The organism is Agromyces sp. Y782 (genome assembly GCF_059445405.1).
In genome coordinates this window covers 1,092,818-1,107,119 of record NZ_JCAIUG010000001.1, presented here as the reverse complement: position 1 = coordinate 1,107,119, position 14,302 = coordinate 1,092,818, and the positions used below count along the sequence as shown (strand labels likewise).

The following is a 14,302-nucleotide window of genomic DNA, read 5'->3' as shown; positions in this document are numbered from 1 at the left end:
GCGGTCATCGGGGCGCCGCACGCGCGGTCTCCTGCAGCAATTCAGGACGGGAGGAGCGTGTCGCGGCGTGTCGCGGGGTATTCGCGGCGGATCGTGGGCGCGACACACCTCCCTTCCTGAATTGCTGCAGTGGTCGCGTGGCGAGGTGGTCGCGTGGCGAGGTGGGCGGGTGGCGAGGTGGGCGCGTGACGGGGTGGGCGCGTGGCGAGGTGGGCGGGCGCCGCGAGCAGGGGCAGCGGATGCCGGGTCAGCGCGCTGCGAGCGCGTCGATGCCCTCGGGGGAGAGCGCGTGGTGGATCGCGAGCATGCTCGCGCCGAGCACAGCAGCATTCTCGGCCGCGGCGGACTGCACGATCGCGAGGTGCTCGGTCGCGAGCGGCATCGAGCGGGTGTAGACGACCTCTCGCACGCCGGCGATGAGGTGCTCACCGGCTCTCGCCATCGAACCGCCGATGGCGACCACAGAGGGGTTCACGAGGCTGACGCACGCGGTGAGCACCTCGCCGATGTCGCGGCCGGCCTGGCGCACCGCCTGGATCGCGTCGATGTCGCCGCGCTTGACGAGTTCGACGACGTCGTTGCCGGATGTCGCGTCGACACCCTGTTCGCGAAGCGCCCGGGCGATGGCGGGGCCCGAGGCGAGGGCTTCGAGGCATCCGCGGTTGCCGCAGTGGCAGGGCACCTCGCTGCCGCGCGCGACGCGCACATGGCCGATGTCGCCCGCGATGCCCTGCGCACCGCGCTGCAGCAGGCCGCCCGAGATGATGCCGGAGCCGATGCCCGTGGCGACCTTCACGAACATGAGGTGTTCGACCTGCGGCCAGGCGAGGGCGCGTTCGCCGAGCGCCATGATGTTCACGTCGTTGTCGACGAGCACCGGCACCTCGAGGTGCTGCTGCACCCAGCCGGGCACGTCGAAGCGATCCCAGCCGGGCATGATCGGGGGGTTCACCGGGCGGCCGGTGGAGTGTTCGACCGGCCCGGGCACGCCGATGCCGATGGCCGCGAGCTCGTGCCGGTCGCGGCCGAGTCCTTCGATGAGTGCTCGGCCGGCGTCGACCATCCAGCCGAGCACGGCATCGGGGCCCTCGGCGATGTCCATGCGCTCGCCGTGTGAAGCGAGCACCGTGCCGGTGAGATCGGTGACGGCGAGCGTGGCGTGCGAGGCGCCGAGGTCGGCGGCGAGCACGATGCGCGCCGCCGGGTTGAGCGCGAACTGCGAGGGCGGCCGGCCGCCGGTCGAAGCGGCATCGGCCACGGGGGAGACGAGCCCGAGCTGCATGAGTTCGTCGACGCGCGTCGCGATCGTCGATCGTGCGAGACCGGTGGTGGCGGCGAGGGACGCCCGGGTGCGGGGTGCGCCGTCACGGAGGAGCTGGAAGAGCTCGCTCGCCCCCGAGGCGCCGAGTGCTGATCCCCGGCTGATGTCAACCATGCACTGAGTAAAGCACACGGTCTTCGCTCACACGTAAATCTCGAAGGTGTAACGACTTCGGCAACTTTTGACGAATGACTAGCAGAAGTCTCGATCCTTGTGTCACCATGTCGACCATGACAACGGACGTCATCGCCCCGACCCGCACTCTTCGTGCCGGCTTCGTCGGTGGCGGCTTCATGGCCGCCGTGCACTCCCGGGCCGCTCGCGCCGCACGGGCCGAGCTCACGGGCGGTGCATCCTCATCGGCTGATCGAGCTCGCGATGCAGCGCGACGGCTGGGGCTGACCACGGCGTTCGACTCGGTCGACGCACTGCTCGACGACCCCGACATCGACGTCGTGCACGTGTGCACGCCGAACGCGACGCACGCGGCGATCGCACGGGCCGCCCTCGAGGCCGGCAAGCACGTCATCTGCGAAAAGCCGCTCGCGACGTCGGTGACGGATGCCGCGGCGCTGACCGCGCTCGCCGACGAGCGCGGCCTCGTGGCCGCCGTGCCCTTCGTCTATCGATTCCACCCGATGGCTCGCGAGGCACGAGCCCGCGTCGCCCGCGGCGAGACCGGGCGCCTGCTCAGCGTGCAGGGTGCATATCTGCAGGACTGGCTCGCTGCACCCCATGACGACGACTGGCGGGTCGACGCCGCGCTCGGGGGGCCGTCGCGCGCCTTCGCCGACATCGGCTCGCACCTCGTCGATCTGCTCGAGTTCGTCTCGGGGGAGCGCATCGAACGGCTCAGCGCCTCGACCCGCACCGTCTACGAGGCCCGCGCCACGCACGACGCCATCGCCACCGAAGACCTCGTCGCCGTCGTCGTCGAGCTCACCTCGGGCGCCGTCGGCACACTGCTCGTCTCGCAGGTGGCGCCCGGGCGTAAGAATGCCCTCTCGATCGAACTCGCGGGCACCGAGGCGAGCGTGCGGTTCGAGCAGGAGCGCCCCGACACCCTCTGGCTCGGGCGCACCGACGCGTCGAGGGTCATCGAGCGCGACCCGGCACGGCTCGCCGAAGACGCGGCCCGGCTGGCGATCGTGCCGGCGGGGCATCCGATGGGCTATCAAGACGCGTTCAACGCCTTCATCGCCGACGCCTACGCGGCGATCGGCGGCGCATCGCCAGAGGGGCTGCCGCGCTTCGACGACGGCCTGCGCGCAGTGCGCGTCACTGAGGCGGTGCTGGAGTCCGCGGCATCCGGCAATTGGGTGGAGGTGGCCGCATGAACGCCCAGCAGCAGCCGACGGGCGAAGACCGGCGCGGCGCTGTGCTCGCCGCCGAGCCGGTGCTCGTGGCCATGGGGCTCGAGAAGTCGTTCTTCGGCGTCACGGTGCTGCACGGCGTCGGCCTCACGCTCCGGCCGGGCGAGGTGCACGGCCTCGTCGGCGAGAACGGCGCGGGCAAGTCGACGTTCATGAAGATCCTCGCGGGCGTCTACGAACGAGACGCGGGCACCATCACGCTCGGCGGCACCGAGGTGGCGTTCAGCCACCCCGTCGAAGCGGCACGCGCGGGGCTCGCCACCGTCTTCCAGGAGTTCAACCTGCTGCCAGAACGCACGGTCGCGCAGAACGTGTTCCTCGGCCGCGAGCCGCGGCGCGGCGGCTTCGTCGACAAGAAGGCGATGCTCGCCGAGACGCGGTCGCTGCTCGCCGACCTCGGCATCGACACGATCGACGCGGATGCCCCGGTGCGCACGCTCACCGTCGCCGAACAGCAGATCGTCGAGATCGTGAAGGCGCTCTCGGTCGACGCCAGGGTCATCCAGATGGATGAGCCGACGGCCGCGCTCGCCGACCACGAGGTGGAACTGCTCTATACGATCGTGCGGCGGCTCGCCGAGCGCGGCGTCGCGATTCTCTACGTCTCGCACCGGCTGAAGGAGATCTTCGACCTCTGCGACACGATCACCGTGCTGAAAGACGGCGCGCTCATCTCGAGCGGCCCGGTCGCCGAGCTCGACACCGACGAGCTCGTGCGCCGCATGGTCGGACGCCCGATCTCCGCGTACTTCCCCGGGGTCGAAGAGGGCACGGTCGTCGGCGATCCGCGGCTCGAATTGCGCGGCGCGGGCAACGCCTACGTCGACGGCATCGACCTCGAGCTGCGCGCCGGCGAGATCGTCGGCGTCGCCGGACTGCAGGGCTCGGGTCGCACCGAGCTCGTCGAAGCGCTCTTCGGCATCGCGCCGTTCACCCGCGGCGAGCTGCTCCTCGACGGACGGCCCGTTCGCATGACCTCGGCCCGGCAGGCCGTGAAGGCGGGCATCGCGCTCATCACCGAAGACCGCAAGGCCCAGGGGCTCGCCCTGAATCAGTCGGTCGGCGACAACGCACTGCTCGTGATCCGCTCGGTCTTCGCTCGTCGCACGAGCGAGGCGCGCCGCGAACTACCGGGGGTGCTCTCCTCGCTCGAGGTCGCCTCGCGCGGCGTCGACCAAGAGGTGCAGTACCTCTCGGGCGGCAACCAGCAGAAGGTCGTGCTCGCGAAGTGGCTCGCGACGAAACCGCGCGTCGTGCTGCTCGACGAGCCGACCCGCGGCATCGACGTCGGCGCGAAGGTCGCCGTGTACACGCTCATGCGACGGCTCGCGAAAGAAGGAGTCGCCATCCTCATGATCTCCTCCGAACTGCCCGAGGTCATCGGCATGTCCGACCGCATCATCGTCATGCACGACGGCCGTGCCTCGGCAGAGCTGCCGGCGCGCAGCGATGAGGCGACGATCCTCTCGGCGGCCACCGGCACGCTGAGGGTCGGCGGCGCGAAGGTCGTCGGTACAGCGGATGCTTCGGAGGGCGATTCGACGGGCTCAGTGAGCGACACGGATGCCACGGACGAGGAGGCCGGCCGATGAGCACCGTCACCGCGACATCCGCTCGCCGAGGCCGTCGTCGTCGCCTCGACGCGAGCCTCATCGTGGGCATCGCGCTCGTGGGCGTCATCATCATCGGTGCCATCCTCGTCGCGAGCGTCGGCCGCAACTTCTTCAGTGCCGGCAACATCCGCGACATCCTCACGGGCATGAGCGTGCTCGGCTTCGTCGCGATCGGCCAGACCCTCGTGATCCTGTGCGCCTCGCTCGACCTGTCGGTGCCCTACGTCGTCAGCCTCTCGAGCCTCATCGCGGCCGACACGATGCGGGGCAACCCGGCGAACATCCCGATCGCGGTGCTCGCGGTGCTCGTCGTCGCCGCACTCATCGGCCTCGCCAACGGGCTCATCGTCACGAAGCTCAAGGTCAACGGGTTCATCGCGACCCTCGGCACGGGCCTCATCATCAAGGGCTACCTCGACACGAACTACAAGGGCACGAGCGGCGAGGTGCCGTGGGAGTTCCAGCTGATCGGCGCGACCGGCGTCGGCCCGGTGCCCGTGTCGACCCTCATCATGCTCGTCGTCGCGCTCGCCGGGGCCTTCTTCCTCGCCCGCACGCGGGTCGGCAACCACATGTTCGCCGTCGGCGGCAACGAACAGGTCGCGCGCCTCTCGGGCATCCGCACGGCACGGCCGGTCATCGTCGCACACATGCTGTGCTCGATCACCGCCGCGCTCGCCGGGCTCCTGCTCGCGAGCCGGCTCGGCGTCGGCAGCCCCACCGTCGGCACTCAGGGCGGTTACGACCTGCTCTCGATCGCCGCCGTCGTGCTCGGCGGCACCCTGCTCATGGGCGGTCGCGGCTCGATCTGGGGCACGATCGGCGGGGTCGCGATCTTCGCCGTCGTCGACAACGTCATGAGCGTCATGCAGGTCAACCCCTTCCTGAAAGACGTCGTGCGCGGGGTCGTCATCGTCGCCGCGGTCGCCGTCTACACGAGTCGATCGCTCGACCGGCGACGGCCGCGATTCGGCGCAGGGTCGCCGACGCCCGGCGCGGATGCGGCAGGCTCCGCCGCTGCACGCACCGGGTCCGACCGGCCCGACTCCGGAGGCGGACCCGCCGGACCGCCGGTCGCCGTGCATGAGAAGGAGGGATCGGCATGAGCGCCGCGACATCCGATCAGCCCACCGCCGGCCAACGCCTCGCCGGTCTCGGCCGCACGCTCGTGAGCCCGCGCGGCGCCGTCTTCCTGCTGCTCGTCGTGCTGCTCGTGGCGATCACGGTGCTGAACCCGTCGTTCGCCGAGCCCTCGCAGTTCATCCGCTTCGTGCAGCGGGTCGCGCCCGTCGCCATCGTCGCGATCGGACAGTACTTCGTGATCGTCGGGGGCGAATTCGACCTCTCGATGGGCTCGGTCGTCACCGCCCAGGTCGTCATCGCCGGCAACCTCATCGGCCAAGACGAGGCGAAGTCGCTGCCGGTGCTCGTGTTCATGCTCGCCTTCGGCGCCGTCATCGGCCTCGTGAACGGCCTCATCGTCACCCTGCTCAAGGTGCCGAGCTTCATCGCCACGCTCGGCATGATGCTCGCCCTGCTCGGCGCCACCCTCTACTGGACCGGCGGCGCCGCGACCGGCAACCCCGCAGACGGGTTCCGCGAGATCGGCCGCGGCGGCATCCGGAACCTGCCCGTGATCGAGATCCTGCCCTGGTCGGTCGTCGTGCTCGTCGTGGTGCTCGTCATCGCGATCTGGTTCGCACGTCGCCCGTTCGGCCGCACGATCATCGCCCTCGGCGACAACCCGACGACCGCCCGCTACTCAGGCGCCCGCAACTGGTGGGTCAAGACCTCGACCTTCGTGATCTCCTCGCTCTCGGCGACGATCGCCGGCGTGCTGCTCGTCGGCTACGCCGGCGTGCACCCGAGCGTCGGACGCGGCTACGAGTTCACCGCGATCACCGCGGTCGTGCTCGGCGGCGTAGTGCTCGGCGGCGGTCGCGGCTGGGTCGTGGCCGCCGCGGCCGGCGCCTTCGCGCTCGAAGCACTCTTCACCCTGCTGAACTTCGCCGGGGTGCCCTCGACCTACCGCGACGCAGTGCAGGGCGCGATCATCATCCTCGCCGTCGCCTACGCGGCCACCACCATTCGCGCGCGCCGCAAAGGCCGCGCCCTCGAAGCGCCCACGATCTCGCCGACTCCGCCATCGGAGCCGCCGACCCAGACTTCGCCGGCACCGGCGGAGGAGCAGGATGCCGCGGCATCCGCTCGCCCTGCACCCATTCCCTCGACGCTGAGGGCTGACAACTAAACCAAGGGAGGTTCGTGATGCGACGCAGGTATGCAGTGGCATCCGCCATGGTCGCCGCTCTCGCGATGATCGCACTGGCCGGATGTACCACCGACCCGAATGTGGCCGCGCCGTCGGATGACGCCGGAGCCACGGAGGAAGCGGTCGAGTGGTTCGACCAGGAGCTCTACGACAAGCAGTACGCCGAACGGTCCGTCGTGCCCGAAGGGCCCGAAGGCCAGCCGTGGCTGCAGTACATCAACGCCGAGATGATCGACACAGCCGAATACGCGGGAACGGGCGCGAAGAAGGCATGCTTCGCGAACGCCTCGATCTCGAACCCGTGGCGTCAGACCGGCTGGATCACCATGAATCAGCAGCTGAAGGTGCTGCAGGACGCAGGGGTCATCTCCGAGATGGAGACCCGCGACGCGCAGGACTCCGACGACACGCAGATCGCCGACATCGACTACTTCATCAACGAGGGCAACTGCGACGTCTTCATCATCGCGCCGAACTCCACGGCGGCCATGACCCCGGCCGTCGAGCGGGCGTGCGACACCGGCAAGCCCGTCGTGGTCTTCGACCGCGGTGTGCAGACCGATTGCCCCGTCACGTTCATCCACCCCATCGGTGGTTTCGCGTGGGGCATCGACACGGCGGAGTTCCTGATCGAGGAGCTCGAGCCGGGATCGAAGGTCGTCGGGCTCCGGATCCTGCCGGGCGTCGACGTGCTCGAGCAGCGCTGGGCCGCGGCTGAGAAGCTCTTCGCGGAGAACGACATCGAGGCGGTCGACTACTTCACCGGAGCCGACCCCGCCGAGATCAAGAAGATCATCTCCGACGAACTCGCCAAGGGTGACGTCGACGGCGTGTGGATGGATGCCGGTGACGGCGCCGTCGCGGCCATCGAGGCGTTCGAAGACGCCGGCGTCGACTACCCCGTCATGACGGGTGAAGACGAGATGAGCTTCCTGCGCAAGTGGAAGGAGACGGGACTCACCGGTCTCGCACCCGTGTACTCCAACTTCCAGTGGCGCACGCCGCTCCTCGCCGTGCAGAAGATCTTCGCGGGCGAGCAGGTCCCGAAGGAGTGGGTGCTGCCGCAGTCGCCGATCACCGCTGAAGAGGTCGACCAGTACCTCGAGGCGAACGACGGAATGCCCGACGGTCACTACGCCAAGTTCGGCGGAGAAGACCTGCCCGGCTACCCGCAGGTGTGGCAGGAGCGCATCATCCCGTAACCGGCGACGCCGGTCACGCAGAACCAGCACCACCGCACCACCAGTACCACCGCACCACCGCACCACCGCACCACCGCACCACCGCACCACCAGTACCACCGCACCACCAGCACCCCGCAGCAATTCAGGAGCGGAGACGTGTCGCGGGCCCGATCAACCGATTGCGGCCCGCGACACGCCCGTGCCAACCTGAATTGCTGTNCCCCCCCCCCCCCCCCCCCCCCCCCCCCCCCCCCCTCCCCCTCCTCCCCCCCCCCCCCCCCCCCCCCCCCCCCCCCCCCCCCCCCCCACGCCCGTGCCAACCTGAATTGCTGCGGGTTCAACGAACGTCGGTAGCCTGGCATCCGCCGCAAGGAGGCAGCATGCGCCGCATCATCGGCGTCAACACCTGGGTCTGGACATCGCCGCTCGACGATGCCGCGCTCGCCGAGATCGCCGCGAAGGCTGCGGGCATGGGATTCGGCGCCATCGAGCTGCCGGTCGAGAACCCCGGCGATTGGTCACCGGATGCCGCGGCCGAGGTGCTGCACGAGCACCGGCTCGCTCCCGTGGTGGTCGGTGCCATGGGCCCGGGCCGCAACCTGATCGCGGCGCCCGGCTCCGAAGTCGTCGCCACGCAGAACTACCTCGTGCACTGCGTCGGCGTGGCCGAGCGCCTCGGCGCCCGCATCGTCGCCGGCCCCTTCACCGCGGCCACCGGGCGAACCTGGCGCATGGACGCCGAGGAGCGTGCGGAGCGCTATCACGAACTCAGAGGCAGCCTCGGGCCGGTCGTGCGGGCGGCGGAGCGCAGCGGCATCCGGCTCGCCATCGAACCGCTCAATCGCTACGAGACGAGCCTCATCAACACCGTCGAGCAGGCCCTCGAGGCGCTCGGCCCGTTGCTCGGCCCCGGGCTCGGCCTCGCGCTCGACAGCTACCACCTGAACATCGAAGAGCAGCGCATCGGCGACGCCATCCGCCTGGCGGGCGAGCATCTCGCCTACGTCCAGGTCTGCGGCAACGACCGCGGCGCGGTCGGCGACGACCACATCGACTGGCCGGACTTCCTCGACGCGCTCGACGACGTCGGCTACAGCGGCCCGCTCGGCCTCGAGAGCTTCACCGGCGACAACGACACGATCGCGGTCGCCGCCTCGGTGTGGCGCCCGCTCGCCGCGTCGCAAGACGAACTTGCGGAACGAAGCATCCGCTATCTCACCGCGCTGCAAGACGAAAGGGAACGACGATGACCCTTCAAGAGCCGCGGGCCGGCGCCGACGCGGCGGCACAGGGCGAGGCGGCACAGGGCGAGACGGATGCCGCGGCATCCGCAACCCACCCGGTCACCCTCTTCACGGGCCAATGGGCCGACCTGCCGTTCGAGGAGGTCGCCCGCCGCGCCGCGGAGTGGGGATACGACGGCCTCGAGATCGCCTGCTCGGGCGACCACCTCGACCTGAAGCTCGCCGAAGAAGAGCCGGGCTACCTCGACGAGCGGCGCGAGATCCTGCAGCGATACGGGCTCGAGGTGTACGCGATCTCGAACCATCTGACCGGCCAGGCCGTCTGCGACGACCCGATCGACTTCCGCCACCAGGCCATCGTGCGGCCCTACACGTGGGGCGACGGTGACGCCGAGGGTGTCAGGCAGCGCGCCGCCGACGACATGAAGCGTGCGGCACGCGTCGCCCGGGCGCTCGGTGTCGACACCGTCGTGGGGTTCACCGGTTCGAAGATCTGGCCGTACGTGGCGATGTTCCCGCCCGTGCCGGCCTCGGTGATCGACGCCGGGTTCGAGGACTTCGCGAACCGGTGGAACCCGATCCTCGACGTCTTCGATGCCGAGGGCGTGCGGTTCGCCCACGAGGTGCACCCGTCGGAGATCGCGTACGACTACTGGAGTTCGGTGCGCACTCTCGAGGCGATCGATCGGCGACCGGCGTTCGGCTTCAACTGGGATCCGTCGCACATGATGTGGCAGCACATCGACCCGGTCGGCTTCATCTGGGACTTCAAGGACCGCATCTACCACGTCGACTGCAAGGACACGCGGATGCGCCCGGCCAACGGCCGCGCCGGCGTGCTCGGCTCGCATCTGCCGTGGGGCGACCCGCGCCGCGGCTGGGACTTCGTGTCGACGGGTCACGGCGACGTGCCCTGGGAGGACGCATTCCGCGCGCTCGATGCGATCGGCTACGACGGGCCGATCTCGGTCGAGTGGGAGGACGCGGGCATGGACCGGCTGCACGGCGCAGCTGAGGCCGTCGGATACATCCGCTCGCTGCTCTGGCCGAAGCCCGCGACCTCGTTCGACGCGGCCTTCTCGAACCAGTAGCGCTCGAACTTTCTCGAACCAGTAGCGCTCGAACCGGCAGCGCCGAGCGCCGACTACTCGGCGATGCTCCAGTAGTAGGCGATGCCGCCTGGGTGCAGCTCGGTGATCGCCATGTCGACCGAGCGGTCCCATGTCGCATCGGTGTGGCCGGCGTAGAGGATCGTGACCGAGCCGTCGGCGGCGGTCTCGACCGAGGTCACGATGCCCGTGTGGTCGCGGTCGCCCGAATCGTCCCAGTCGAACTGCACGACGTCGCCGACCTTCACCGAGGCGCGCTCGTCATCAGTGAGCGCGGTCGCGCGCTCGGGGTGCTCCTCGAGGTAGTACATGAGCGAGGTCGAGCTGATCCACGCGTCGGCGCTGCCGTAAGCGTTGCCCGACTCGTCGTACCACCACTCCTCGTCTTCGATCCAGCCGCGGGCGAGCAGTGACTGGCTCGCGAAATTCACGCAGTCGTTCTCGTCGACGTATCCGAACCGGTCGCTCTCGGTGTCGTTCCAGTGTTCGTGGACGTACGACAGTTGGGCTGCGACGGCAGTTGAATACATCGAGAAGTCGACGACCTCGGCTTCCGATTCGGATGCCTCGCGGCCGGCTTGCTCGACTCCATCGGTCGTCTCGGCGGCACCGTTCGCCTCGACTTCGACGGCGCCCTGCTGACCGAGCGACCAGGCGATGGTCGCCCCGCCGATCACGAGCGCGACGACGGCGATCGCGGCGAGGACCAGCGCACGGCGGCGACGGAATGGACGGGGTCGAGCGGAGTGGGACATCCATTCCAGCGTATGAACGCTGCCTGTGTATCACCCGGACGGGGTGGCGATGAAGGTGGCGGACGACTCAGTCCACGACGCTCCAGTAGTACACCTTCGTCTCGGGATGCTGCGGATGCTCGTCCACGGAGCGGTCCCACGTGGCATCCGTGTGCCCTGCGTAGTACACGTCGATCCGCCCGTCGTCGCCGTCGCGCACGGCGGTGACGATGGCGGTGTGGTCACGATCGCCCGAGTCGTCCCAGTCGAATTGCACGATGTCGCCGGGCTTCACCTTCGCGCGCTGACGGTCGGAGAGCGACGTCGCCCGTTCGGGGTGCGAGGCGAGGTAGTCGTGGAACATCGTCGACGAGCGCCACGCAGGGGAGTGGGCGTACGCGTCCCCGTCCTCCGAGTACCACCATTCCTCGTCGGTCTCCCAGCCGCGCTCGATGAGCGATTGGGAGGTGAAGTTCACGCAGTCGTCGTCGCCGAGCACCCCGTAACGCTCGCTCGAGTCGGCGTTCCATCGATCGCGCACGTACTCGAGCTGACGCAGCACGGGCGCCGACAGCTCGGAATCGAGTTCGAGCGCAGCCTGGTTCGGATGGCTGCCGTCGCCGCCCTGCGTTCCCGGCCCGGTGGGGGCGCCGGCGGCGACGACCGCCGTGACGATCGCGATGATGAGCCAGACGACGAGCGCGACGGAGATGAGCGCTGCGCCGCCCACGAAGACACGACGCCGCAGGTAGATCTCACGGGCGGGGCGTTCGGGCGGCGGGCTCATTCCATCCACGGTAGGCGCCGATCGTCGTGCGCGATGTCGGGGGTGACGGGTGTCGCGCGAATGGGCCCGGATCGGCCAGTCGCGCCTGGCCCGAACGCGCGATGCTCGGCGGTGGCCCGTGGCGGTGGAATCGGTGATATCCGATCGGCCTGCCCGAGACCCGTGCGATTCGGCCGAGAGGTGCGCGAACAGCCCGAAGACGGGTGCGCAATCAGCGCCAAGACGGTGCAGCAATTCAGGTGCGGAGTCGGCGTGTCGCAGCATGGACGGCGGGTCGCGGGTAGCGACACACCTCCGTACCTGAATTGCTGCACACCTCGGATGCCGCGGCGAGCATCACACGCACCGTCGGCGGATGCCGCGGCGAGCGAGCTGCGCCGGGGCATCCGCTGCCCGTCGTCGCCGTCAGCGCTCGGTGACCGTGCCGTTCTTGATGTGCAGCCGTCGTTCGGCGCGCTTGGCGACGGCCGAGTCGTGCGTGACGACGATGAGGGTGAGGCCGCGGTCGCGCCAGAGCCCCTCGAGAAGGCTCATGATCTCGTCACGGGTCTCCTCGTCGAGGTTGCCGGTGGGTTCGTCGGCGAGCAGTACGTCGGGTTCCTTCACGAGCGCCCGGGCGATCGCCACCCGCTGCTGCTGCCCGCCCGAGAGCTCGCCCGGCACGTGCCCGGCGCGGTCGGCGAGACCGACCGAGTCGAGCGCGGCGAGGGCGCGGCGGCGTCGCTCGTCACCCGAGATGCCGAGCGGCTCAAGGGCCGTCTCGACGTTCTCCTGCGCGGTCAGCGTCGGGATGAGGTTGAACCCCTGGAAGACGAAGCCGACCTCCTTCGCGCGGATGCCGGCGAGCTTGCGGTCGGGCAGGTGCGAGAGCTCCGACTCACCGAGCGCGACGCGGCCCGTGCTCGGCCGATCGAGCGCCCCGAGCATCTGCAGGAGCGTCGACTTGCCACCGCCGGTCGGCCCCTGAATCGCGACGAGCTGTCCCTTCGGAATGGTCAGTGTCACATCCTTCAAGGCGGTGACGGTGCGCTTGGACTGGGCGTAGGTCTTCGACACGTGTTCGAGCGTGTACATGCGGGTTCCTTTCGTAGTGCGTCGGTCGGAGTGCGCCGGCGTCAGGCGACGCTGCGGAGGGCTTCGGCCGGGCGGAGCTTCGAGGCGCGCCAGCCGCCGAATGCGCCGGCGAGGAGGCCTCCGGCGATCGCGAGTCCGATGGCGATCACGATGACGCTGATGGTCACGGGTGCGTTCAGCACGACCTCGGCCGATGACACGGCCGACTGCACGGGGCCGCCGAAGGCCCCGCCGCCGCCGCCCGGACCGCCCTGCATGACCATCTCGCGGCCGCTTCCGGGGCCGCCCGCGACCACTTCGGAGCCGGAGCTGCCGCCGATCGTCGGCGCGATCAGGTTGATCACCCAGATGCCCGCGAGTCCGAGTACGAGCCCGACGCCACCGCCGATGAGTCCCTGCACGAGCGACTCGCCGGCGACCTGGCCGACGATGCGCCCGTTCGACCAGCCGATCGCCTTCAGCGTGCCGAACTCACGGGTGCGGCGCGTCACACCCTGGATGGTGAAGAGGATGGCGATGAGGAACGCGGCGACGAGCACCGCGAGTGAGATCCACAGTCCGAGGTTCGAGATGAGGCTCGACGCACTCGCGAGCGAGCCCGAGACGGATGCGGCGAGATCGGACTGCGTCGAGACCGTGGCATCCGGCAGCGTCTCTTCGATCTCGGCCTGCAGCGCGTCGATGCGATCAGCGGAGGTCGCCTGCACCGAGATGCTCGAGATCATGCCATCTTCGCCCGAGATCGACTGGGCGAGGTCGAGTGGAATGTACACGTTCGACGCGGTTTCGACGTCGGCAGAGGTCGAGGTGACGGTGCCGACGATCTCGAACTCCGTACCCCCGACGTCGATGACGTCGCCGACGGCGAGCTCGGCACTCGTGGCGTAGCTCGCGTCGAGCACCGCGACGGCCTGGCCGGCATCGGATGCCTCGAGCCCACGCCCATCGCCGAGCTCGACCGCGGAGAGGGGGCCGACGGCGGCGCCGGCGGGGTCGAGGCCGAGGACGGTGAAACTGTCGACATCGAACGCGCTGCCGCCTGCGCCGTCGAATCCGCCCTCGGGCGGGGCGGCCGGCTGCTCGCCCTCGGCCGGCGCACCCTCGATGTCGTCGCTCTGCCGGGTCTGCGCGAAGTCGGGCATCTCGCCGTTGAAGGTCGTGTTCGTCAGCGAGAGGGTCGCCGCCGCTGCAGCGACGTCGTCGAGTCCTTCGATGGATGCCAGGGCCTCCGCGTCGAAGGTGCTCGAGCCGAAGCCCGCGGAGAGGCGTGACTGGCTGATCTCGGTGGAGCCGTCGGTCGTGGTTCCGGATTCGGCGCCGAACTCGAACCGCGGGCCGCCGCCCTCGCCCTCGGCCGGCGGGGTCGGCGTCTGCGCGACCGTGAGATCGGTGCCGACGCCGTAGACGGACTCGAGCACTGAAGCTTGCGCGTCGCGAACGCCGGTGGAGACCGAATTCACGATCATGACGAGCGCGATCGCGAGCGCCATGCCGATGGCGACGATCGCGGTCTGTCTGCGTCGCCCGGCGAGTTCGCGCCGGAGGTAGGTGAAGAACATGTGCGTCCTCGGGGTCGGGGGAGGCGCACCGA

General features: G+C 69.7%; 12 protein-coding genes. 7 read left to right on the top strand and 5 right to left on the bottom strand.

What is annotated here, in order from left to right; all coding sequences use genetic code 11:
• Positions 1–247: 247 nt before the first annotated feature.
• The gene (locus AC1C2S_RS05115) at positions 248–1,435 is read right to left on the bottom strand and encodes an ROK family transcriptional regulator (RefSeq protein WP_495351453.1); all 1,188 of its coding nucleotides are present in this window, start codon (positions 1,433–1,435) and stop codon (positions 248–250) included.
• Positions 1,436–1,551: 116 nt separating this feature from the next.
• Between AC1C2S_RS05115 and AC1C2S_RS05110 the strand changes: the two genes are divergently transcribed.
• The 7 genes from AC1C2S_RS05110 (at position 1,552) to AC1C2S_RS05080 (ending at position 10,098) form a co-directional block, all read left to right on the top strand.
• A complete protein-coding gene (locus tag AC1C2S_RS05110; protein WP_495351452.1) occupies positions 1,552–2,658 on the top strand; it encodes a Gfo/Idh/MocA family protein in 1,107 nt (368 codons plus the stop codon).
• On the top strand, positions 2,655–4,286 hold the full coding sequence (locus AC1C2S_RS05105; RefSeq protein ID WP_495351451.1) for a sugar ABC transporter ATP-binding protein: 1,632 nt from the start codon (positions 2,655–2,657) through the stop codon (positions 4,284–4,286). The genes AC1C2S_RS05110 and AC1C2S_RS05105 overlap by 4 nt, the downstream gene beginning before the upstream one ends.
• A complete protein-coding gene (locus AC1C2S_RS05100) occupies positions 4,283–5,413 on the top strand; it encodes an ABC transporter permease (RefSeq protein WP_495351450.1) in 1,131 nt (376 codons plus the stop codon). The genes AC1C2S_RS05105 and AC1C2S_RS05100 overlap by 4 nt, the downstream gene beginning before the upstream one ends.
• Positions 5,410–6,558 carry an ABC transporter permease gene (locus AC1C2S_RS05095; RefSeq protein ID WP_495351449.1) on the top strand — a complete coding sequence of 383 codons (1,149 nt, stop codon included), beginning with the start codon at positions 5,410–5,412 and terminating at the stop codon, positions 6,556–6,558. The genes AC1C2S_RS05100 and AC1C2S_RS05095 overlap by 4 nt, the downstream gene beginning before the upstream one ends.
• Before the next feature lie 17 nt (positions 6,559–6,575).
• Positions 6,576–7,781, top strand: a complete 1,206-nt coding sequence (locus AC1C2S_RS05090; protein ID WP_495351448.1) for a substrate-binding domain-containing protein — start codon at positions 6,576–6,578, stop codon at positions 7,779–7,781.
• A gap of 362 nt (positions 7,782–8,143) precedes the next feature.
• Positions 8,144–9,013 (top strand): sugar phosphate isomerase/epimerase family protein, encoded by an 870-nt coding sequence (locus AC1C2S_RS05085; protein WP_495351447.1) that lies wholly within the window; start codon positions 8,144–8,146, stop codon positions 9,011–9,013.
• Positions 9,010–10,098: a sugar phosphate isomerase/epimerase family protein gene (locus tag AC1C2S_RS05080; RefSeq protein ID WP_495351446.1), complete on the top strand. Its 1,089-nt coding sequence runs from the start codon at positions 9,010–9,012 to the stop codon at positions 10,096–10,098. The genes AC1C2S_RS05085 and AC1C2S_RS05080 overlap by 4 nt, the downstream gene beginning before the upstream one ends.
• Positions 10,099–10,151: 53 nt before the next feature.
• Here AC1C2S_RS05080 and AC1C2S_RS05075 read toward each other — a convergent pair whose 3' ends face one another.
• The 4 genes from AC1C2S_RS05075 to AC1C2S_RS05060 all read right to left on the bottom strand — a co-directional run bounded on the left by AC1C2S_RS05075 (position 10,152) and on the right by AC1C2S_RS05060 (position 14,270).
• Positions 10,152–10,871, bottom strand: coding sequence for an amidase domain-containing protein (locus AC1C2S_RS05075; protein ID WP_495351445.1), 720 nt, complete (start codon positions 10,869–10,871; stop codon positions 10,152–10,154).
• Between the two features lie 67 nt (positions 10,872–10,938).
• Complete coding sequence (locus tag AC1C2S_RS05070; protein ID WP_495351444.1) at positions 10,939–11,637, bottom strand: amidase domain-containing protein; 699 nt, start codon at positions 11,635–11,637, stop codon at positions 10,939–10,941.
• Between the two features lie 405 nt (positions 11,638–12,042).
• Positions 12,043–12,711, bottom strand: a complete 669-nt coding sequence (locus tag AC1C2S_RS05065) for an ABC transporter ATP-binding protein (protein WP_495351443.1) — start codon at positions 12,709–12,711, stop codon at positions 12,043–12,045.
• Between the two features lie 41 nt (positions 12,712–12,752).
• Entirely contained in the window at positions 12,753–14,270 is a 1,518-nt protein-coding gene (locus tag AC1C2S_RS05060) for an ABC transporter permease (RefSeq protein WP_495351442.1), read from the bottom strand.
• Positions 14,271–14,302: the final 32 nt, after the last annotated feature.

Coding starts and splice junctions, on each gene's coding strand:
- AC1C2S_RS05095 (WP_495351449.1), top strand. CDS start 5,410: ATGAGCGCCGCGACATCCGATCAGCCCACCGCCGGCCAACGCCTCGCC.
- AC1C2S_RS05060 (WP_495351442.1), bottom strand. CDS start 14,270: ATGTTCTTCACCTACCTCCGGCGCGAACTCGCCGGGCGACGCAGACAG.
- AC1C2S_RS05065 (WP_495351443.1), bottom strand. CDS start 12,711: ATGTACACGCTCGAACACGTGTCGAAGACCTACGCCCAGTCCAAGCGC.
- AC1C2S_RS05115 (WP_495351453.1), bottom strand. CDS start 1,435: ATGGTTGACATCAGCCGGGGATCAGCACTCGGCGCCTCGGGGGCGAGC.
- AC1C2S_RS05075 (WP_495351445.1), bottom strand. CDS start 10,871: ATGTCCCACTCCGCTCGACCCCGTCCATTCCGTCGCCGCCGTGCGCTG.
- AC1C2S_RS05070 (WP_495351444.1), bottom strand. CDS start 11,637: ATGAGCCCGCCGCCCGAACGCCCCGCCCGTGAGATCTACCTGCGGCGT.
- AC1C2S_RS05085 (WP_495351447.1), top strand. CDS start 8,144: ATGCGCCGCATCATCGGCGTCAACACCTGGGTCTGGACATCGCCGCTC.
- AC1C2S_RS05110 (WP_495351452.1), top strand. CDS start 1,552: ATGACAACGGACGTCATCGCCCCGACCCGCACTCTTCGTGCCGGCTTC.
- AC1C2S_RS05080 (WP_495351446.1), top strand. CDS start 9,010: ATGACCCTTCAAGAGCCGCGGGCCGGCGCCGACGCGGCGGCACAGGGC.
- AC1C2S_RS05100 (WP_495351450.1), top strand. CDS start 4,283: ATGAGCACCGTCACCGCGACATCCGCTCGCCGAGGCCGTCGTCGTCGC.
- AC1C2S_RS05105 (WP_495351451.1), top strand. CDS start 2,655: ATGAACGCCCAGCAGCAGCCGACGGGCGAAGACCGGCGCGGCGCTGTG.
- AC1C2S_RS05090 (WP_495351448.1), top strand. CDS start 6,576: ATGCGACGCAGGTATGCAGTGGCATCCGCCATGGTCGCCGCTCTCGCG.